The organism is Pseudomonas lundensis (genome assembly GCF_015377145.2).
GTDB lineage: Bacteria > Pseudomonadota > Gammaproteobacteria > Pseudomonadales > Pseudomonadaceae > Aquipseudomonas > Aquipseudomonas lundensis.
This window is the reverse complement of sequence record NZ_CP062158.2, coordinates 2,778,023-2,797,632: the sequence shown is the minus strand read 5'-3', so window position 1 is coordinate 2,797,632 and position 19,610 is coordinate 2,778,023. Positions and strand designations below refer to the sequence as shown.

Sequence of the window (19,610 nt, the reverse complement as noted above, 5' to 3'; positions counted from 1 at the left end):
CATGTGTTTCGTATAAATTTAGCGCTGGTTTAGTCAATTGAATGATCGGTGAGTCTTTCATGCAAGAAGCTTTCTGAATAGAATGATGGCTAGGTGATGGCTAGGTGATGGCTTTTAGTAGTGCTACAAGAGTATGGCGTTTTCTACTATCATCAGTTGTTGGCGGTTGAGCTGATTTTATAAAAAATCAAATTAGAATTTTTAATGGTGTGACTCGGTGGTCGAAGATAATAAGCTAAATGAGCAAGCTAGTTTGAATGTAGCTGTTGATGAATTAAAGCGTGGTGCTGAAAATACTGAAGATGATTCCGAGCTGAGAGTAAAAAAACTTAGATTAAAGTTTTTTGCTGTGTTTATTTTTCTTATGGCTGTGTTGGTATTTTTGATTTTTACTCTTGCTTATAGTTTAATTAAAATGGAGGATGGTAAGTTTTTTCGAAAAGATTTAATCCAGGAGGATCTGAAGCTTATTGTGTCCAATGGTGGTGGGTTAGATATTATAAAACATGCATTTTTGGTTTTTCCTTTGGCAAATCAGTTTTCTGTTCTTATAACTAGTTCTGATGAGTATTACACTCCGAGAACACCTTTGTCTCTGATTTTGAATGACTTGCGTTTGGAAGCTTTCAGAACTGGCGATAAAGAAATTTTGCCAGTCTTAGAGTCTCTAATCTCGGAATATGAAGAGGTTAACCCTTTTGATAGTTTGCCAGCTGGTCAAAAAGACAGGTTTGAAAATGTAAGGGTTAAGTCAGGCGAGGAGTATCTGAAAATTAGCAATGATGTTAATGGCATTGCAGAAGAGTTAAGGCAAAAAAATCTCCTTGTGGGAGATTATCTTTCGGATTCTAAGATGTCTTATTGGATATCAATATTTGCCGTTTTATTATCTTTTGGTATCGGCGCTTATCAGATTTTCTCGGCGAGACCTGAAAGTACGAAGCGTTTGTTGCTAGATGTATTGTCTGAAAGGGATAGAGATAGGGATCGGAATAAGAAAACGACGTAGTGCGACTATTACTCTATTAGTGAATCAATTAAACCGGTTCTGATTAACTCCAAATCAGCCACAGTTATCCCAAGCACCCTTCGCTGTTTGTACCTGACCTCCGGGGCATCAGCCTCGGCACGGTCTTTCAGTCCGTACTGATGCACCCGTGCAATTCGCGCTACTCGCCCGGTGAAACCCACGGTGATCGACTGGCCGTCGCCCCTGGCCTTTAGATTGCTTGCTCTGGGCAGTTTCTGAAACATCTTCGCCTGACGCTTGATCCGTCCTTTCTTACCTTTCAGATCGCGTGGTTTCCGCGCCGCATAGGAACTGCCGTCCGGATTACGCTGTTGCTTAACGCGTTGCTGTTGGCTACGGCGTAGTTTCTGCGCCAATGACCGCGCCAATTTACTACGGGCAGCGGGTTCCAGTTTGCTGAGCAGCACACCGGCCCAGTCTTCCAGTGCGTCCAGGTCATTGGCCATTTTGAATCATCCATTCGCCGTCGAGGCCCGAACTGCCGGGGCGCCATGCGGGGTCGAGATAGTTAGCGACTCGCTGTGGTTCGCCGGGGTGTTTGACGGTGGTGTTACCGTCCGCATCCTGGCCCACGACCACGCGCTCAGTCAGCGGCAGGCGAATGCTCAGATCGACCTTGCTGTTATCCAGCACGTCCGCCTCAAACTTGATGCCTTGCGCCGACTTGTCGAGGTTTTCCAGCAGTTCGGATTGGTTGACGCTGAGCCAGCCCAGCAGCGGCAGTATCACGCTGTCGGGGTGGCCTGCGTAGTCGGTGAGGATGATTTGCAGGTCGAAGCTGTATTCAAACGACAGGCTCGCGGCAGCGGTGCAGCGTACTTTGCCATTGTCGATGAAGATCAACATCCGGTCGGGGTTGTGCTTGAGTTCGGCGATGGTGGCGAGCAGGTGAGCGCGCAGGCTGTCGGGCTTGTTCATGGCGTGGCCTGCTGTTGTTGAAAAATCATATCGACCTGCGCCGCGCACTCGGCCCACGCGGCTTCGGTGCGCTCCTGATCGGTGAGCAAGTCGCCGTTATGGTTTGGGCCGGTCGCTGGCAGTTGGCATGGCACCACCGCCGGACAGCCACTGACGATAAGCGTCGGCGCCGATGAGGGCGGGGCGCTTACGCAACCGGCGAGCAATGTCAGGCAAAGGCTGGGCAGCCCAATCGCGCAGTGCAGTGTTTTCACGTTTCAGTCCCTCTATCTGAAGCTCGCGCTGGGCCAAGCCTTGGCGCAGTTGGTCGTGCAGGCCACGCAGTTGGCTTTGTGCCTGACGCTCTAGGTTCAGCGTGCGGTTCAGGGTGGTGGCGGTGTTCAAATTGCGGGCGGCGTCTTCGCGTGCTGCTTTCGCATCGTGTTGCGCCAGTTCCGTCGCTTGCCGTGCAACGTTGATGCGTTGCTGCTGACCCCAGATAAACAGCGCCAAGGCGCCAAGCAGGGCAAGTCCGTACAGTACTTGGCGCAGGGCGCTCATGCTCGGTACCAACCCAGTTGGTTCATAGCGTCGATGTCCAGGTGTTCGACCGGACCACGAATGATGATGACCCGTGCATCGGGCTGCACATGACGCAGCGCCTCGATCAGGTCATGCATGCCTTCGGTTTCGGTGTTGTGTGGCACCACCAGCAGGTCGCCGTCCTGCACCCGCAGGGCGCGGACTTCGTCGAGATCGATCATGCCACCACCTCCTGACCACAACCGCAGTCCGCATGCCGCTCAAAGGCCCGTTGCAGTTTGATGTCGTACAAATTGCGCTGGTAATCCGGGCCGTTGTAGAGCTTGGCGAACTCGGCCCATTTACGCGCTTTGAGGGCTTTGTGCAGCGCTGGGTCGGTCTCGATAAAACGCACGAATGCGTCGAACTGCTGCGACTCGCTGGCACTCATGGCGGCGACAAACGCCTGGACGCTGGCATAGCCCAAGCGCTGCCAGTGGAAGCCCATGATCTGGAACGCACCCCAGGAGGCGGACTCAAGGGCCGCGTTGTCGTCGATCAGCCGCGCATGGCTCAACCGCTGATGCTCGGCGCTGCCTCCTGCATAACCACCCGGCTTTGGGTTGACGATGGCCGGATTCAAAGCGGTCAGTTCGTCTGCGTGCTGTTTGAGTTGGGCCGGGTTATCCCCCGCGTGACGAGGGGTGGCTAACTGGCGATACATGATGTGCCGCTCGAATAGAATCACCGGCTTGCCGTTGTCGAGAAAACTGTTGCCGTTGGATTCCACTTCATTGACCGCGTAAACACTGGCCAGTGGCACGTCGAGGCGTTGGGCGGCGTTGACCAGGTCATGGTTTTTCAGCAACTGCTGACAATCGCCCCCAGACAGGCTCGCGAGGGTTTTAGTGCCAGCAATACCATCGGCCACTAGTCCGGCTTTCAACTGATAAGCGCGCACGGCGGTTTCGGTCAGGTCGCCGTAATGGCCGTCGGCCTTGAGTTTGGCCCCGTGGCTGTTGAGGTTGGTTTGCAGGATGCGCACCGCTTGCGAGCGGTCGCCGTGGCGCAGGGTGGTCATGATTGTTCTACCTTACGGATAAAAAACTTTTTGGCCGCCGCGCGGGTGCCTTCCACGCCCAGCAAACCGATCACGCCCCCAAAGAACGGTGCGGTGGTGATGGGCACGCCGATCAGTGCCAGGCCGTGACTCGCAGTGAGGGCCAAGGCGCCGCATAACGGTGCCTCAATCAATACGCGGCGCAGCGTGCCACCGCCGTACATCACCCGCAGGCCGGCAATGACCAGGGCTAAAACCCCGGCATACAGGGTTGGCCAATTCTGTTCGAGCCAGGTGGCCAACCAAGCCCAAGTGTCGGGACGTTCAGGCATGTGATGTTTTCCAGTGTCCAAGGGGCGTAGGTTCCAGGTTTTGCTGCGGTTCAGTCCCATAGGTTCACCACGTGCCGCTGAGGCGCGGCGGGTTGGGCGTCGGGCAGGCTCACCGGGGTGCCATGGGGCAGAAACGGGCCGTGTTCGGCCAGACCGGGGTTGGCCTCTAATACGGCCTCGGTCACGCCCGCCGTACGGCCGTAATGGCGCCAACACAAGGCGTCAACCGTGTCGTTTTGTTGGGCGCGCACCGAGGTGGTCATCAGATCAACTCCACGGTGGTGCGATTGGTACCGAGAAAATCACGCACTGCCCAGCGCAGATCGCGACGGTAGTCGTCGATACTCGGGGTGAGTTCTTCGGCGTTTTTATTGCCGCTGTTGGTGCTGTCGTAGGAGCGATAGCGTTCACAGACTTCGGCGCCGGTACCGGCCTCAATGGCGCGACGATAGAGGTGGACCAGTGCAGAAACGTCCTGCACCTGCTCGGCAGGGACTTGGGCCAGTTCGCTGTAGCCCGCTGCTTGCTGGATAGCGCGCCAGTCCTTCAGCTCGCGGTTGAGGTTGATGGCAGCCGAGATGCACGCAGTTTCTAGGCGCGCCGGGGTGACACTGGCATCGACGCGCAAGGTACTGCGCAACGCATCCAGATCGATGGAGGGCCAGAAAGGGTCGGTGTTGATATGGCCGCTGGGCGTGCTGCCGCTGGCTATGAATCCGCTCATGCGTAAGCTCTAAATAGGTCGCCGGTGGTCGGGGTGTTACAGGTCAGTGCTAAAGACACTGCCTGTTCAGTCCCGAGCCGGCGGGGTGCGTGGGGACGCTCGGTTAACCGCTGCAGCTTATTCGGCTGTAGCGGTGTGTTTTTTCAGCAGGCGCTCGGCGCTATCCAGGTCTTTTTTGCCGCCACAACCGTCGTGCAGCTCAATGGCCCGTTTGAGCAGGTCAATGCCTGCTTCCAACTGACCGGCTTGCCCACGTGTCTCAGCATTAAGGCTGACCAGCGTGGCGCGTCCGGCAGCCAGATAGAGCTTGGCGCGAGCCTGATCGGGCATGTCTTGGTCTTCGGTCATTTCGAGGGTGCGATACAGCACGCTAATGTCGAAGCTGTCGTCCCCAGCCTTTTGCGCTTTAAGCGCGGCTGAGGCGATTTCTTCGGCCACTAGACAGCCGGTGGTGCGCTCAAAACGGTCCGGCATTACCAATTTGTGTTTGAGCACGTAGGCCGCCACATCCAGTGCGCCTTTGTAATCGCCGGCATCGATCCGCCAGACCATGACGGTGGTCATGACTTCGTCTTGCGCGCCGTTCCCGGCTTCAAGCACGCCTTCGACGTAAGGGATGTATTCAGGCAGCAGTTGGAGCTTGAGCGCGGCCTTGCCTTCGTTGGACTGGATCGACTTCAGGCGCAGCCGATCCTGAAGCAGTTGGTTGAGCTGATGCTCGTACGCCGTCGCGCCCGCCATTGACTGCATGGGTGCGGTTTTAGCGGACTCCATCGCCGCACGGGCGCGGCGTTGGTGGGCTTGAGCAAGGCTGAGCGCCATGAGTTAACCCTCGCTGACCGGATCAGGTTCAACCGCATCGACCGGGGTGATGTTCTCCAGCAGGCACCCAAGGCCGTAGTCCTCGACCACGTAGGCGTCGTTCGACGACTCGTAGTTACTGATGCGGTTCCACTCCGGTTCTTCTTTCAGGTAGCGACGGCGGGCCATGAGTTGCCAGTAAACCGACAGGTTGGCGAAGGTGGTGATCAGCACCGCGCCTTCGGGCATGTAAGGCACCTCGTACAGCGGCAGCCCGCCGACGCGACGTTGCGAGATGATCAGGTCGCTGGCCAGAGTGTTGGTGGCGTCCTGGTCTTTGTTGACCAGGGCCAGGAATTTGTCGTGAACCAGTTCACGGCCGGTCAGCACCACAAGACCCGGATTGCGGCGATACCACGGGTCGAGCAACTGGATAGCGTCATACACCAGGGCGTCGATGTTTTTGAAGTCACCGTTTTTACCGATGCGAATTTTGCCTTTCTCGGCGCCTTCTTTGAGTACGCGGTCGGGGGCGTGCAGGCGGTACTGCTCAAGCCAGCCGATGTTGACGTCTTCAAGCAGCGGGTTTTCGACGCGGTCAGTTTGCTCGGCAGCCTTGATGCCGTAGAAACCGATTTGAATCCGGTCCAGGGCTTGGCGTTGGGCAATGGCGCTCGACAGACGTGTCTGGAAGTCCGGGAACTTGGCCCAGGCATCGAGCTGGCGATAAGTGACAAAGGTGTCGAAGTCGGTTTTTTCGGCTTTGTACTTGTCGCTCGACAAGGTGCCGATGCTGCGTGGCTCGCGGGCTTTGACGTTGGTGTTAGTGCGGCCGGCAATGGTGCTGCCAACACCCAGACCTACCTTTTCGCCTTCCTGCTCATCGACCCCGATGATATTGATCTTGCCGAGGAACTCGCTGGATTCCTGAATCTTGGTTTCCAGTTTTTGCTGGATGCTCGGGTCTACATTAAACGTGGCGTTGGCAGACTCGACGCCATTGAGTTTGGCCACTTGGCTGAGGTAGCCGGTAAAGAGTTTTCGTGTGTCGTTACGCATGGGTGTCTCCGGTCGTGGGCGTGCAGGTGTGGGCCGTCAGGTCAGAATTCAGCCAGTGCCTGGCTGCCGCCACCGGTCACCGGGGGGCGAGAGAGTTGGGAATGATCCTGAGTGTTGCCAAGGGTGGTTTTCAACGTGTTCAAGTCCGTGCTCAGTTGCTGCACTTGGGTCCGCAGTTCGCTGTTGCTGGTCTGGGCGGCTGAGAACTGCTCTTCCAGACTTTTGCCGTGCTCGGCAATGGCCTCGACGGCTTGGCCAATCGCACCGAACTCACTGTCGTCCCGGGATTCTTTGCGTTTGAGCAGGTCTTGAACCTTGCTGAACAGTTGGGCGCCGATGCCGGGTTTCTCTTCGTATTCCTCAAACACCAACTCGGTTTCTTCGGCCACGGTGAATAGGTTATCTGGCGATTGTTTACGCGATTTGAGCGGGCTGGCATCTGGATGCTGTGCCGAGAAGGCCAGCATTTCCGTGCCAAGGCTGGCCGGGGTGTCGGTCACGCCAAGGCCCATTAGATAAGCCTTGCCGGTGTCGGCGAACTTCTCGCGGACTTCGATGCTGGTGAAAATCTTCTGCTTCAGCTTATTGACCATGCTGACCAAATCGTCTGTCGGCTCGATCTGGGCAAACAGCGCTCGCACCTTTTTGCCGTTGATTTCGACCTCTTCAGCCTTGACCGCAAGAATGTCGCCGTACGCGCGGAAAGGGGAGTCGGGCAGGGTGCCGCGAATGTGTTCCATCCACACGCGGGCGCCGTATTTGCTGCGGTCGTAACTGGTGGCCATCTGGTCGATCCAGTCGCCTTCGATGCGACGCCCGTCGGTGGTCGCGCCTTCAACGGCGACCCGGAACCATTTGCTGCGAAATTTTTTCATGCCGTAGATCCTCGATGCGTGGGGCGCGTTCCTCTCGGAAAAGACGCGTTGCAATGAAGGGCATGGTCGGGACGCGCGCGTGTTGCGGCAACGAGGCGCCCTTGTAGGGCCGGGGTGTACAAGGGGGGCTGCTATTGAGGAACGGGCGCGGGCGGCAGCATCGCGGCCATGACTACGACCGCTTTGTTACCGATGGATGCGCGCCGCCAATCCAAATTTCTGTATTGGATGGGGTGGCGCATCTGTGAGATCGCCGAGGCTACGGGCGAAAAAGAGAAAACGCTACACAGCTGGAAGACCCGCGACGAGTGGGATCGGGCGGACAACGTCGAGCGCATCGGCGGCGCACTGGAAGCGCGCCTGGTGCAGTTGATCCTCAAAGAGGGCAAGACCAGCGGCGACTTTAAGGAAATTGATCTGCTGCATCGCCAGCTTGAGCGCCAAGCACGGATCGTGCGCTATCAGGGCGGAGGCACTGAAACTGACCTCAATCCGAACCTTGCCAAGCGCAACAGCGAGCCGAAGAAAAAAGCAGTCAAAAACGAGATCAGCGAAGACCAGATCGAGCTGCTGCGCGAGGCGTTTATTGATGGCTGTTTCGATTACCAGAAAGACTGGTACCGGGCGGGTAATCAACGCACCAGGGTCATTCTAAAAAGTCGACAGATCGGCGCCACGTACTACTTTGCCCGCGAGGCGTTTATCGATGCGCTGGAGACCGGGCGTAATCAGATTTTCCTGTCAGCATCCAAGAACCAAGCCTACTTGTTCAGGGGCTACATCCTGGCGTTCGTACGCGAGGTGTGCGGGGTCGAGCTGACGGGTGATCCGATTGTGCTGCCTAACGGCGCCGAGCTGTTTTTTCTCGGAACCAACGCCCGAACGGCACAGGGTTATCACGGCAATTTCTACTTCGACGAGTTCTTCTGGACGTTCAAGTTTGAAGAGCTGAACAAGGTCGCTTCGGGCATGGCGATGCACAAGAAGTGGCGTAAAACCTACTTTTCCACGCCATCGAGCATGGCCCACGAGGCGTATACCTTCTGGACGGGGGAGCGTTTTAACAAGGGCAAGCCCGCCGCGCAACACACCAAAGTCGACACCTCCCACGGCAGTCTGCAGCAAGGGCGGTTCTGTGAGGATCGGGTATGGCGGCAGATTGTCACCATTTTGGACGCGGAGCGGGGCGGCTGTGACCTGTTCGACATCGAGGAGCTGCGCCGCGAGTACAGCCCGGAAGCGTTCGCCAACTTGTTGATGTGTGATTTTGTTGACGACGGAGCCAGCATCTTTCCGCTGGCCCTGTTGCAGTCCTGCATGGTCGATAGCTGGGTCGAGTGGGCCGAGGACTACAAGCCCTTTGCTGCGCGCCCGTTCGGCGACCGACAGGTGTGGATCGGTTACGACCCGGCTGAAACCGGCGACTGTTCCGGTTTGGTGGTGTGCGCGCCACCGCTGGTGCCCGGTGGCAAGTTCCGTGTACTGGAACGCCACCAGTTCCGAGGTATGGACTTCGCAGCACAGGCGGCGTTTATCAAAAGCGTCTGCGACCGCTACTGGGTGACTTACATCGGCATCGATGTCACCGGTTTGGGCAGCGGCGTGGCGCAACTGGTGCGCCAGTTCTTCCCTAATGTCACCACCTTTAGCTACTCGCCCGAAGTCAAAACCCGCTTGGTGCTCAAAGCCTATGACGTGATCCACAACGGCCGGCTGGAGTTCGATGCCGGCTGGACGGACATGGCCCAGTCGCTGATGGCCATCCGCAAAACCGTCACCGCAGGCGGTCGTCAATACACCTACACCGCAGGGCGCAACGACACCACCGGCCACGCCGATCTGGCCTGGGCGCTCTTTCACGCATTGCACAACGAACCGCTGGAGGGGCAAACCGCCTCGAATACCGGGCGGATGGAGATTTTTTAATGAATGATCAATCGGTCGCCACACCTCACGTGGCAGACGGCAAAGTGAATCAGTCGATTCAGGCCTTTAGTTTTGGCGATCCGACCCCGGTGCTGGGCGGTCGTGCGGTGTTTGATTATCTGGAATGCTGGTTTAACGGACGCTGGTACGAACCGCCGTTGTCGCTCGACGGGCTGTCGCGCGCGGTGGGTTCCAGCGTGCATTTGCATTCGGGCCTGACCTTCAAACGCAACCTGCTGAGCAAAACCTTTATCCCGCACCGGCTGCTGTCGCGGGCCGCGTTTGAACAGTTCGCGTTGGATTTTCTCAGTCTCGGCAATGGCTACATCGAAGCGCGCCGCTCGATGCTGGGTTCGACCTTTCAACTGAAACCGGCGTTGGCCAAGTACATGCGGGCAGGGCAGGACGGGCGTTATTTTCTGGTGCAGGGTTGGAAGGAAGAACACGAATTCGACGCGGGTAGCATCTTCCACCTGCGCGAAGCCGATCTGCACCAGGAGGTGTACGGACTGCCGGAATGGATCAGCGCTTTACAGTCCGCGTTGCTCAACGAATCCGCGACGTTGTTTCGCCGCAAGTACTACGAAAACGGCAGCCATGCCGGGTTCATCCTCTACATGACCGACCCGGCGCAGAACGAATCAGACGTCGATTCACTGCGCAAAGCCCTCAAGGACTCTAAAGGGCCGGGTAACTTTCGCAACCTGTTTGTCTACTCGCCCAACGGCAAGAAGGACGGCATTCAGCTGATCCCGGTCAGTGAAGTCGCGGCCAAAGACGAATTCAGCTCAATCAAAAACCAGACTCGTGATGACGTACTGGCAAGCCTGCGTATACCGCCGCAGCTGATGGGCATTGTTCCGCAAAACGCTGGCGGATTTGGTTCGATCAGAGAGGCGGCGCAGATCTACGTGGCGAACGAGCTGGAGCCGATTCAATCGCGCATGACGCAGTTGAATGACTGGCTGGGGGAGGAGGTCGTGAGGTTTAAACCGTATGAAATCGCCGGGGGCGAATAAAGCCCCCGCGCAGTAAACGAGGCGACGATCCGGTGTTGAAGCACCGGGCTCGACGCTGAAACACTCGATCTAGCCGAGTGCTCCAACCAAGGCCTCGCCCCACTGCGCAGGGGGTGCGAAGCCTAAGCGAATCCACTTATTGAAACAAGGATCACTTATGAGCACCCCAATAATTCCGTGGATGGGCGGCAAGCGCCGCTTGGCAGACCGCCTGATTCCACTGTTTCCGCCGCACGAATGTTATGTCGAAGTCTTTGCCGGCGGCGCCGCACTGTACTTTATGCGGCCCCAGGCTGCGCCGGTTGAAGTCCTCAACGATATCAACGGCGATCTGGTGACGTTGTACCGCGTGGTGCAGAACCACCTGGAAGAGTTTGTGCGCCAATTCAAATGGGCGCTCAGCTCGCGGCAGATATTTGAATGGCAGAAAATGACCCGGCCTGAAACCCTGACGGATATTCAGCGGGCAGCCCGGTTTTTCTATCTGCAGCACCATGCCTTTGCCGGCAAGGTTACTGGGCAGTCATTTGGCACGGCGACCACGGGGCCAGCTATCAACCTGCTGCGGATTGAGGAAAACCTTTCCGCAGCCTGGCAGCGGCTGTCTGGTACATATGTGGAGAACTTGCCCTGGCTTGAGTGTGCAGAGCGGTATGACCGGGTGCACACGTTTCACTACATGGACCCGCCTTACTGGCAGACGGCGGGGTATGGGATGGACTTTGCGTTTGATAATTACGAGCGGATGGCCGATTTCATGCGCCGCTGCAAAGGGAAGGTGATGGTCAGTATTAATGATCACCCGGATATCAGGCGGGTGTTTGAAGGGTTTCACTTTGAGACGGTGGATATTCGCTATAGCACCGCGAATCAACGGCAGGGGAAGGCTGAGGTCAGTGGGGAGTTGGTGATTATGAACTGGACGCCAGATGGGCTGGGGATGTTGTTTTAATGTGATTACACGACGGGTATAGCTCTATATCCGTTTCATAAAGCCGCCGCTAAGGCGGCTTTTTTCTGGCTGTAAGCATTCAACTAAAAACGCACCGCACAAGACGTTGAAAGCGCCCATGTGACCTGTTCAGGGTAATGGTTGATTGGTGGCAGCAATCGTTTGCTGTCTCTTGTGCGGGCTGTGAGACGTGCAGGAAGACGACTCCAAGACTATTGGTTGTGAAGTGCTCCAGGGGCTTTGATGTGCTTCACGCCCTGGCGCGCGCCGTCGTCCCCCCACCTCGCCTGCGGGCTTAATAGGCCTTTTTTTCCGCAGTTCTGCATCTAGCTGACAGCTGGCTGGGCTGTGGGTTGGACAGAGAATTTTGGGAAACGAAAACCCTGCGGATCCCTGCAAAGGTAGGGTTTTTGAGGCAATAGAGTGAATTCACATCAGCGTGGCACTTGTTTGTGCTCGAATTGACCGACGATGACGAATGCCCTTTCTAACTGTTCGGTATAGACCTACCGATTTCTCTAGGTAGCCACAGCAGCTATCGGCCATAAGTCGCCTCTCGAAGCTGTTTATGAAAGCTGGGGCGATTCACAGCTTGACATGGTGGGGGAGCAAATCGCCTCGGATCACAGCATGGATAGCGCGATTCGTGATGCTTTGGGAGTCGATCAGCCTCACACGAACGCGTTTTATGGGGTTCGCGAGAGTCACGGGTGATGCGATACTGCTACATAGCCATTTTCTATGAGTCGAGAGACCGTTTATGAGAAACTCTTTTCCTGGTCAATTTGCTAACGATCCTGAAAGGTTACAAGAGCTTTGGGGCGTAGCATTGATTGCTCTCGATGCAAATGTTTTATTAAATCTATACCGTTATTCAGATTCCACGCGAGCGGCGTTAATTAATGTGTTGGAACTGCTAAAGGACAGGGTGTGGATTACTAATCAAGTAGCCAAAGAGTATTTTTCAAACAGGCTAAAAGTTATTGGTGATCAGGCAAAACTTTATGATGGCTCCATTGCGGAGTTAGAGAAGCTCAGGTCGGGATTTGAAAATCAAAAACAGCATCCATTTATAGGTTCTGAAACTCTAGCGGGGTTTGTCGAGTCATTTGATAGGGTTGTTGATGAGCTGAAGGTTAACAAGGAAATCCATGATCGTCGAATCTATGAGGATGATATAAAGGATAAGTTGGGTGATTTGTTTGAAGGGCGAGTTGGTGCTGGCTATGAGGTTGCAAGGCTAGAAGAAATTATAATCGAAGGTGCGTCTCGCTATAAGCAGAAAACTCCACCTGGTTTCAAAGATTCCTCTAAAGGAGGGGATGGTGTCTCGCTGAGCGATCGGTGTGCTCCCTACGGCGATTACATTGGCTGGCTGCAGTTAATGGATAAATCTAAAGACCAGGGAATTGGAGTAATCTACGTAACGGGAGATGTTAAAGAGGACTGGTGGTTGAAGCAAAGCGGGAAAACCATAAGCCCTTTGCCTGAGCTAATTGAAGAATTCATGAGCGTGACTTCGAATTCGTTTTATATGTACCAGCCTGACCGATTTCTTGAGTACGCGAATAGCTTCCTCCACCAAGAGGCTTCGCCCGATGCGGTTCAGGAAATACGGGAAGTTCGGTTAGAAGAAGATGTATCTAATTCAGTAACTGAAAATCTTGTTGAGACTGTTATCAAAAAGAAATTTGCTAGAGCGATGGGCGGTATTTATAGGGGGGATGATATTGGGGTAGCCATCGATCCTTCGTCTGATGTTGAGGCTCTCGGACAGGATGAGTATAAGGCGTATGTTAGTAATCTGACTTTTAGGCGGGATCTTGCAAAGTCTAATTTAGATAGGCGCATGCGCGAGTTGGATATGATTAATTTAGGTATCAGCCCTGGTAGAAACGTGTCTCAGGAGGATATTTTTGAAGAGATGCTGGGAATTGAGCAGGATATTAAAAGTTTGAATCACAGGCTTAGTATAGCGCGCAATGCCTTGGCGAGCTTTGATGACGAGTAAACGACGGAGTGATCCCCGCGCAGTAGCCTGTGTCGGGGATTATTTATTTTGTAGAAAAATTACTCTATATGCGACTTGGCTCATTTGGCGATTGAATTGGGAGCCAAATGATCTGGGAAGGCTTTTTTAATAAAGCCTCATCCTGATCGAGTTCTCAGCTACGTTAGAACGATGATCGATTTTGCAAGGATGATCGGCTCTGAATCTTCAGAGACACCCTATATACAAATGGCCGATTTAGCATGTCGGTAAGGGCTTCAATCGGCCAATAGCGGTGACCTAACGTCTACGAAACCCTGGGCGATTCAATGTGTTGCATCGACCGTTGAATCCACAATCGATTTCCGTCAGTCATTACAGGCTGAAATCAACCCAAAGCTGACGGTCGGCTTGGCTCAGATTCAGATTCAGATTCAGATTCACATTGAGCAAGCCGGTCGCTCACCCAACCTCTCTACCAACCTTACGAGATAACCGTCGGGATCCTGGACGATGAATTCGCGCTGGCCGACTTCTACATTTTCAGCCCGATACCAGGTGTCTTTGCATTCTCGATAGAGTGGACATCCAGCCTGATCAAGTTTTTGGATGATGGGTGCGACAGTCTCAACATCAATCTGTAGGTTGATGCCTCTTCCAAACGGCTTGGTCAACGGCGCAGTCAGCCATTGACCCGCGTCCGAATCAACCTGCTCAAGCATTACTTGAGCACCATTCAAATCAAGGTATGCAAATCCATCTTCCGGGCGTTGATAAGCTACTTTGAACCCCAGACGAGAAACCCAAAAAGCCAAGCTGCTATCCAGGTTGGTGACCATTAACTCCGGAACCAGTTTGTTACGTTCGAACATGAGATGACTTCCATTTCAAAAGGCTCGTTTTTGCGGGCGGGCAGGTTCTGCACTGATGGCTTCGATGCCACGACGGGATCGTGGCGAGCGCGATGATGCACGCTCGGGTGGAAATTATCGAGTCGCGTTGAGTGGCAGCTTCTGGCCGATAGTAGCCGTTCACGAACAATTCCATCAGCTCGGATTTTCAGGAGCGCTGACGGAAAAAGGTAATTCAATAGCACAACAGGTCTAGAGGTTGCTAGAAGCCCTGTATTTGTTGGCTTTGGCGTATTACACGGATAAGTTATTTTGAGTGATGTGCAAGGTAATTTAATCGTAAGTGATTGATTTATAAGTGACTGATGCTTATAGATGATTACTTAATGAAAGAGTAATTATATTACTTACAGGTTACTCAGATATTACCTGCTCCGTTTAGGCTGTAGGCCTTTGAGTCCGGGCGTTCCAGACGTTTTACCCAAGAACTTACCGCTCTTACCTTTTTCCGATGGCTTTCCCCAAAATACGCACATGCCCTATCAGGCGGCAGATTCACAGGTTGGCGCACAAACTCATGGGAACGCTTTGGCGCACACCGCTCCTCTACAGTCTCTATAAACCGGTCGCCTTGTAGAAAAGTGGAGGCTGTCGGTTTCGAGTCTCCCGTTCAACCTCCCGATAGCATCAGGGTGCATGGTATGGGATAGATGTATTGGGTAGATGTATTGGATCGATATTGTTTGCTGCACTGAATGTGCTGTGAGCGACGAGAAGGCTCAAGACTGGGGATTAAAGGGGGAGGGCAGTGAAAGTTGGCTGGTACGAAAATGGTACAGAGAGAATTATGATCGGGTTGAAGCCCTTGTTTTACAGGGGCTGGCGATTCAGTCCGTATCATCCATCATAGGTGCAACAGAAAACCTCCTAGATACCGAATCTAGTGGGCGGGCTAGGTTTTCTGCGGGTTTGGTGTGCATTCGGGTAACTCTCGTTCACTACTGTTTACCGCTGTTTTTGCTTGTTTTTGAATGCTCGTTGCTACAATGTAGCAAATCCGAATATTCGTGTAGCAAAATCATGGGCACTATCACCGTTCGCAAGCGCAGAGATGGATCGACGGGTTACACCGCGCAGATCCGCATCATGCAAAAGGGTGTGACAGTTTATCAGGAAAGCCAGACGTTCGACCGCAAGGCGACCGCGCAGGCCTGGATCAAACGTGTCGAAACTGAAATGTCAGTTCCTGGAGCAATCGAGAAGGCCAATCGATCAGGTGTGACGGTCAAGGAGATGATCGACCGCTACCTTTTGGAGTACGAAAAGCTGAGGCCGCTAGGGAAGACCAAGCGCGCCACACTCAAGGCTATCGGTGAAACCTGGTTAGGCAAGCTTGAGGATAGAGAGATCACCAGCCAGAAGCTGGTGGAGTACGCTGATAGACGAATGACGGACGATGGCATACAGGCGCAGACCGTGGGCAATGACTTGGCTCACTTGGGTGCCGTGCTTTCTGTGGCGCGGCCAGCGTGGGGCTATGACATCGATCCAATGGCCATGCCCGATGCGCGCAAGGTATTGCGCAAGATGGGCGCGGTGACACGCAGCAAGGAAAGGAACCGTCGCCCAACACTTGAAGAACTGGAAAAGCTGTTTCAATACTTCGGTGAGATGCGAGACCGGCGCAAGCAGGAAATAGACATGGTGCGGGTGACGGCCTTTGCGCTGTTCTCTACGCGTCGACAGGAAGAAATCACGCGCATCAAATGGAATGCCTTAGATGAACAGCGCCAGATGGTTCTGATCACTGATATGAAGAATCCGGGTCAGAAGTACGGCAATGACGTTTGGTGCCATGTCCCTGATGAAGCGTGGCGGATCATGATGTCTATGCCAAAGGTTGCAGAGGATGTTTTCCCGTACAACTCTCGCTCTATCTCGGCATCCTTTACCCGTGCCTGCCACTTTCTTGAGATCGATGACCTGCACTTTCATGACCTTCGCCACGATGGTGTCAGCCGCCTATTTGAAATGGGCTGGGATATCCCGAAAGTTGCCTCTGTATCCGGCCACCGGGACTGGAATTCAATGCGCAGATATACGCACTTGAAAGGGAATGGCAATCCTTACGAAAACTGGTCTTGGCTGGAGACGATAGTAACGGGCCCCATCATTGAGGCCCGGAAGCGAATCAAGAAGCGCGGCGTAGACTAGAGTTGCGCATCAGCTTGTCATGCTCCGTACGAGCACGTGCATGCTGGGTATCCAGATAGGCAGCCAGGTCGGCAAGGTGAACCCCGCGTGCTGACTTTTGGCTGCGTTCGATGGCTACAAGTGGCAGGTCAATCTGGCCTGCTGCGACTTTCATCTTCATCTTTTCGGGGGTCAGATGGCTAAAGTAGTCAGCGCACACTCGCTCAAGAGGAATGATTGCCTGGCCGCCATACTGCGCAAGTAGCAGAAATTGAGTATTCATATTCTATCTCTGTTGCGCCGCTCGGGGTGGCGAAAGGATTATTTGGTTGCTTTGGCGATGGCGGGGCACGCGTCGAGCATTGCCTCATACATGGGATGAAAGATCGCGCAGTTTGGATCTTCGTTTCGTACTTGCATATGATGTGTACCTCATTAAAACCCGCCGCCAGGATCATTGGTGAGATGACGGAGGCGGGCTGACGCGGATGATTAATTACAAAGTGGCTTCATACAACGGCACTTCATTGATGGCGGCTTGGATTTTGTCGCGCACCGCGTTGTAGGCTTCTTCAAGTACCTTGTCCGGGCGCACCAGTTCGAACCACATCATCAAGCGGCCGTCCTGGATACGATAACGGAACCGCGCAGGCACGCAGAACGCATCACCGCCAAGGAAGGGTTTCACTGCAATGAAGAACTGCTCAGGAATACGCAACTGACCAGCTTCGCCAGCACGGCCGTCGATTTCTTCGTTGTACGTGAGTTGTACTTGGCCATTGTCGAGGCGTGTGCCTTGGCGGAAGGTGATGTTTTTCTTGGCCTCAAGGGTGCGGCTGATTTCCAGCATATCCGCTGCACCTGGTGCATTTTGTTCGTTGGCAGGCTGGGTAATGTCCCACACGTTTTCTTCGATGAATTCAGCGAAGCTCGCTTGGTCCATGCGCTTGCGGTCGTTTTCTTTCCAGCGGCCCCATTCAACAGTGGTGGGGCAGCGATAGGTTGCTACATGCTCTAGCCACGCCGGGCAGTCTGGCTGGTGGTAGTCGATCACTGCCGAGAAGGTGCGTCCTTCCGGGCCGTTGCAGAATACGGCTGTTGCCGAAGTGGCGAAGCGATTCACGTAGTCGATGAACGACTCAGCATCCAGCACGGTGAGCTTCTGTTTGGCACGGGTTGGTGCAGGCAGCAGGTGCTCAAGGCTTTTGAGCGAGACTTCTTGCGGGAGTAGGGCGATTGGCGCGGCCAACCCAGGGTGATCGACGGGCTTGCCGAGGGATTGAGCGTAGCTGAACAGCTGTTGCAGGGCTTGTTGCATTGGATGTGCTCCAGTGGGTAGTGCAAATGGTGAGAGGCGAGAGTTTTTTATTGACTGACTTGTCGCAGAACTTCGGGTTTTTCTTCACCCACAGTTCTAAGTGCCAGGTCTTGTTGGCGAGGGTCGCGGCGAGTGAGGTTGCCCTCAGGCGTCAGGAAGAACAGAGATGTACCGCGTGACAAGGCCGGCTCTTTAGCTTTGACGTCTGCCTTGATGGTCATCTGGCCGTTGCCATCGGGTTTGTAGGCGAGCTTGATAGTCAGCTCGCCACCTTTGCCGGTCAGGCGGATGGCGTCGATCAGGCTGTGCTGCGTTTCGCTGAGTTCATCCAATAGCCCGCCTGCTTCGATATCGCGCAGGGTGTCGATGAATGGACGTGATTTGCTCATGTGCTGTGCCTTTTTACGTTGGTTGCAGTGGCCCTGAATTTCAGGGGAATACTCAGGCGGCTTGGTTGGGCGCTTGCGCGTCGAGGTAAGCCGCCAACATGTGCAGGTACACCACCGGCTTGGCTCGACTTGAGCGGTGTAGGCGGGTGACCTTGAGTGCAATGCGCCCGGCTTTTATTTCGCTGAGCAGGTAACGATCAGTTCTGATGTGCGTGAAGTAACGTTCGCGGACTGCTGTGAGGCTTGGGCAGGGTGTGGCGAACTCCTTTCGTAACTGGTCGAGGGTGTCGCTCACGCCGCATCCTCCCCGCACCCCTTCTGTTGGGGCACCAGCTTGAGGCGGATCAACTCGGCTAGGCCTTCTTTGGTTTTACCCATTGCCGTCGCGCAAATCTGGCCCTTGCTGTCTGCGATCACTGCGCCATAGGGGTATTCAGGGCAGCGGGTCGGTGTGACGTAGGCGATTTGTCCATCACTAATGACGGCGTCTACGCACCGGAATACCTCAGCCAATTCCGCCGTAACCGCGGGAAGGGCTTCAAGCAAGGCGACGGCTTCAGCAGACGCGCCAATAAGCGTGGCGCGGCTGATAATCGCCGGGTTATTGACGAAGATAGGGACCAGCTTCAGGGCGCCGATCGCTTGGGTGATTGCGTTCTGTTTCATGCGGCGGCGTCCTTATAGGTAGGGGATGGGGTGATGCCCAGTTTCTTGCTCAGCCACGCCACACCGGGTTCTTTCACCATCACAACCGCGTAATGGCTGAAGGTGTTGATGTTCGTGTTCCAGCGACTACGGGTGTCTACGTACAGGTAACCCTGGTCGCGGTGCTTGCTGGCCAGCTCACCGCTCTGGGTCAAAATGCCGAGCTCACGCAATCGTGTGCGAAAGGCGCGTGGTTTCAAGCCGAGCAGGGCGGCCGTGGCGTCCAGGGTTCGGTTCATGTGGGCGCTCCTTAAGCCGCTGCGCGAGCGCACAGGGCTGTGAAGATTTCGTCCAGTTGACCGGTCATGTCCTCAATCGACGCGTCGTTATGCAGAACGAGGTCGTTGTCATGGATGGAGATGCCGGATTCGCTGATATGCGGGTTCACATGGGGTGCGTCTGCACGCAGCAGGTGAATGACCAGGCCGCCTTTTTCCCGAACGAAAGCGGCCTCATTTTCGAAGCGCAGATCGCTGATCACAAAGCCGCTGGTGGTGTCGTTGATCTGGCCGAGAAGCTCAAGGTTTTGCTCGGCCAGCCACACCCACACATCAGGGTGGATCTGATTGCGGCCCCATTCAGTGCCCAGCGATTGCATCAACTCGCGCGCCGAGTGGCCGACCCAGTCGACAGGCTGCTCTTTGTGTTCGTCGTCAAAATCACGCGCGGTCAGATTGAAGAGGGTCATCAGGCCTTCGCGCAGTGGGTCTGCAAAGGCGTAGGTTTGAAAGTTATGGGTGCTGGCCAAGTGCATCGCTGCGGTCGTTTTGCCCGAGCGGGCAAGCCCTGCCAGTCCAATCAGTACCTGTTTCATGCTGCGTCACCTCCGAGTGGAGCGAGGGTTTCAGCATGTTTAGTGGTTAAAGCGATTCGTTGCGGATTATTGATGATGACCAGTAGGCCTGTGCTGCGCTGGATATCTTCAACTGAAGCGCGACTGGTGCAGGCTGCCGGATGGACATAGATC

The 19,610-nt window shown here is 54.7% G+C and carries 25 protein-coding genes and 1 pseudogene; 6 read left to right on the top strand and 20 right to left on the bottom strand.

Annotation, left to right across the window (positions count from 1 at the left end):
• Positions 1-217: 217 nt before the first annotated feature.
• Positions 218-1,009 (top strand): hypothetical protein, encoded by a 792-nt coding sequence (locus IF654_RS13055; protein WP_194862352.1) that lies wholly within the window; start codon positions 218-220, stop codon positions 1,007-1,009.
• 8 nt (positions 1,010-1,017) lie between these two features.
• On the opposite strand, the gene IF654_RS13050 is transcribed toward IF654_RS13055, so the two are convergent.
• The 12 genes and pseudogenes from IF654_RS13050 to IF654_RS13000 form a co-directional block, all read right to left on the bottom strand.
• Complete coding sequence (locus IF654_RS13050; protein ID WP_194862353.1) at positions 1,018-1,476, bottom strand: phage virion morphogenesis protein; 459 nt, start codon at positions 1,474-1,476, stop codon at positions 1,018-1,020.
• Positions 1,466-1,948, bottom strand: a complete 483-nt coding sequence (locus IF654_RS13045; protein WP_194862354.1) for a phage tail protein — start codon at positions 1,946-1,948, stop codon at positions 1,466-1,468. Before IF654_RS13045 ends, IF654_RS13050 begins: the two co-directional genes overlap by 11 nt.
• Positions 1,945-2,127: pseudogene (lysC, locus tag IF654_RS22970) on the bottom strand (Rz1-like lysis system protein LysC); the annotation flags it as partial. The pseudogene lysC and the gene IF654_RS13045, both read right to left, overlap by 4 nt.
• Positions 2,045-2,488 (bottom strand): Rz-like lysis system protein LysB, encoded by a 444-nt coding sequence (gene lysB / locus IF654_RS13040; RefSeq protein ID WP_194862355.1) that lies wholly within the window; start codon positions 2,486-2,488, stop codon positions 2,045-2,047. The pseudogene lysC and the gene lysB, both read right to left, overlap by 83 nt.
• The gene (locus IF654_RS13035; protein ID WP_094992999.1) at positions 2,485-2,691 is read right to left on the bottom strand and encodes a hypothetical protein; all 207 of its coding nucleotides are present in this window, start codon (positions 2,689-2,691) and stop codon (positions 2,485-2,487) included. Before IF654_RS13035 ends, lysB begins: the two co-directional genes overlap by 4 nt.
• Entirely contained in the window at positions 2,688-3,530 is an 843-nt protein-coding gene (locus IF654_RS13030; RefSeq protein WP_194862356.1) for an N-acetylmuramidase domain-containing protein, read from the bottom strand. The genes IF654_RS13035 and IF654_RS13030 overlap by 4 nt, the downstream gene beginning before the upstream one ends.
• Positions 3,527-3,841: a phage holin, lambda family gene (locus tag IF654_RS13025; RefSeq protein ID WP_094992997.1), complete on the bottom strand. Its 315-nt coding sequence runs from the start codon at positions 3,839-3,841 to the stop codon at positions 3,527-3,529. The genes IF654_RS13030 and IF654_RS13025 overlap by 4 nt, the downstream gene beginning before the upstream one ends.
• Before the next feature lie 50 nt (positions 3,842-3,891).
• The gene (locus tag IF654_RS13020) at positions 3,892-4,104 is read right to left on the bottom strand and encodes a tail protein X (protein ID WP_194862357.1); all 213 of its coding nucleotides are present in this window, start codon (positions 4,102-4,104) and stop codon (positions 3,892-3,894) included.
• On the bottom strand, positions 4,104-4,565 hold the full coding sequence (locus tag IF654_RS13015) for a head completion/stabilization protein (RefSeq protein WP_194862358.1): 462 nt from the start codon (positions 4,563-4,565) through the stop codon (positions 4,104-4,106). Before IF654_RS13015 ends, IF654_RS13020 begins: the two co-directional genes overlap by 1 nt.
• 117 nt (positions 4,566-4,682) lie before the next feature.
• A complete protein-coding gene (locus IF654_RS13010; protein ID WP_194862359.1) occupies positions 4,683-5,387 on the bottom strand; it encodes a phage terminase small subunit in 705 nt (234 codons plus the stop codon).
• Positions 5,388-5,390: 3 nt separating this feature from the next.
• Positions 5,391-6,425 (bottom strand): phage major capsid protein, P2 family, encoded by a 1,035-nt coding sequence (locus tag IF654_RS13005; protein WP_094992993.1) that lies wholly within the window; start codon positions 6,423-6,425, stop codon positions 5,391-5,393.
• 41 nt (positions 6,426-6,466) lie between these two features.
• Positions 6,467-7,300, bottom strand: coding sequence for a GPO family capsid scaffolding protein (locus IF654_RS13000; RefSeq protein ID WP_169863045.1), 834 nt, complete (start codon positions 7,298-7,300; stop codon positions 6,467-6,469).
• Between the two features lie 168 nt (positions 7,301-7,468).
• On the opposite strand from IF654_RS13000, the gene IF654_RS12995 reads away from it, so the two are divergent.
• From IF654_RS12995 to IF654_RS12980, 4 genes are all read left to right on the top strand, one after another.
• Positions 7,469-9,226 carry a terminase ATPase subunit family protein gene (locus tag IF654_RS12995; protein WP_095010345.1) on the top strand — a complete coding sequence of 586 codons (1,758 nt, stop codon included), beginning with the start codon at positions 7,469-7,471 and terminating at the stop codon, positions 9,224-9,226.
• Positions 9,226-10,245 carry a phage portal protein gene (locus IF654_RS12990; RefSeq protein ID WP_194862360.1) on the top strand — a complete coding sequence of 340 codons (1,020 nt, stop codon included), beginning with the start codon at positions 9,226-9,228 and terminating at the stop codon, positions 10,243-10,245. The genes IF654_RS12995 and IF654_RS12990 overlap by 1 nt, the downstream gene beginning before the upstream one ends.
• Positions 10,246-10,402: 157 nt before the next feature.
• Entirely contained in the window at positions 10,403-11,197 is a 795-nt protein-coding gene (locus tag IF654_RS12985) for a DNA adenine methylase (RefSeq protein WP_194862361.1), read from the top strand.
• 760 nt (positions 11,198-11,957) lie between these two features.
• Positions 11,958-13,208: a PIN-like domain-containing protein gene (locus IF654_RS12980; RefSeq protein ID WP_194862362.1), complete on the top strand. Its 1,251-nt coding sequence runs from the start codon at positions 11,958-11,960 to the stop codon at positions 13,206-13,208.
• 419 nt (positions 13,209-13,627) lie between these two features.
• On the opposite strand, the gene IF654_RS12975 is transcribed toward IF654_RS12980, so the two are convergent.
• The gene (locus tag IF654_RS12975; protein WP_194862363.1) at positions 13,628-14,059 is read right to left on the bottom strand and encodes a bleomycin resistance protein; all 432 of its coding nucleotides are present in this window, start codon (positions 14,057-14,059) and stop codon (positions 13,628-13,630) included.
• Between the two features lie 1,059 nt (positions 14,060-15,118).
• Here IF654_RS12975 and IF654_RS12970 point away from each other — a divergent pair.
• Positions 15,119-16,252, top strand: a complete 1,134-nt coding sequence (locus IF654_RS12970; protein WP_194862904.1) for a site-specific integrase — start codon at positions 15,119-15,121, stop codon at positions 16,250-16,252.
• Here the strand turns inward: IF654_RS12970 and IF654_RS12965 are convergent.
• From IF654_RS12965 to IF654_RS12935, 7 genes are all read right to left on the bottom strand, one after another.
• Positions 16,230-16,514 carry a pyocin activator PrtN family protein gene (locus tag IF654_RS12965; RefSeq protein WP_047275453.1) on the bottom strand — a complete coding sequence of 95 codons (285 nt, stop codon included), beginning with the start codon at positions 16,512-16,514 and terminating at the stop codon, positions 16,230-16,232. The genes IF654_RS12970 and IF654_RS12965 overlap by 23 nt on opposite strands.
• 213 nt (positions 16,515-16,727) lie before the next feature.
• A complete protein-coding gene (locus IF654_RS12960) occupies positions 16,728-17,549 on the bottom strand; it encodes a YfdQ family protein (protein ID WP_194862364.1) in 822 nt (273 codons plus the stop codon).
• 47 nt (positions 17,550-17,596) lie between these two features.
• Positions 17,597-17,938 (bottom strand): hypothetical protein, encoded by a 342-nt coding sequence (locus tag IF654_RS12955; protein WP_047275449.1) that lies wholly within the window; start codon positions 17,936-17,938, stop codon positions 17,597-17,599.
• Between the two features lie 52 nt (positions 17,939-17,990).
• Positions 17,991-18,233 (bottom strand): pyocin activator PrtN family protein, encoded by a 243-nt coding sequence (locus tag IF654_RS12950; RefSeq protein WP_194862365.1) that lies wholly within the window; start codon positions 18,231-18,233, stop codon positions 17,991-17,993.
• A complete protein-coding gene (locus IF654_RS12945) occupies positions 18,230-18,604 on the bottom strand; it encodes a hypothetical protein (RefSeq protein ID WP_194862366.1) in 375 nt (124 codons plus the stop codon). The genes IF654_RS12950 and IF654_RS12945 overlap by 4 nt, the downstream gene beginning before the upstream one ends.
• Positions 18,601-18,882 carry a phage antirepressor KilAC domain-containing protein gene (locus tag IF654_RS12940; RefSeq protein WP_194862367.1) on the bottom strand — a complete coding sequence of 94 codons (282 nt, stop codon included), beginning with the start codon at positions 18,880-18,882 and terminating at the stop codon, positions 18,601-18,603. Before IF654_RS12940 ends, IF654_RS12945 begins: the two co-directional genes overlap by 4 nt.
• 11 nt (positions 18,883-18,893) lie before the next feature.
• On the bottom strand, positions 18,894-19,457 hold the full coding sequence (locus IF654_RS12935; protein ID WP_047275443.1) for a deoxynucleotide monophosphate kinase family protein: 564 nt from the start codon (positions 19,455-19,457) through the stop codon (positions 18,894-18,896).
• Between the last annotated feature and the right edge of the window lie 153 nt (positions 19,458-19,610).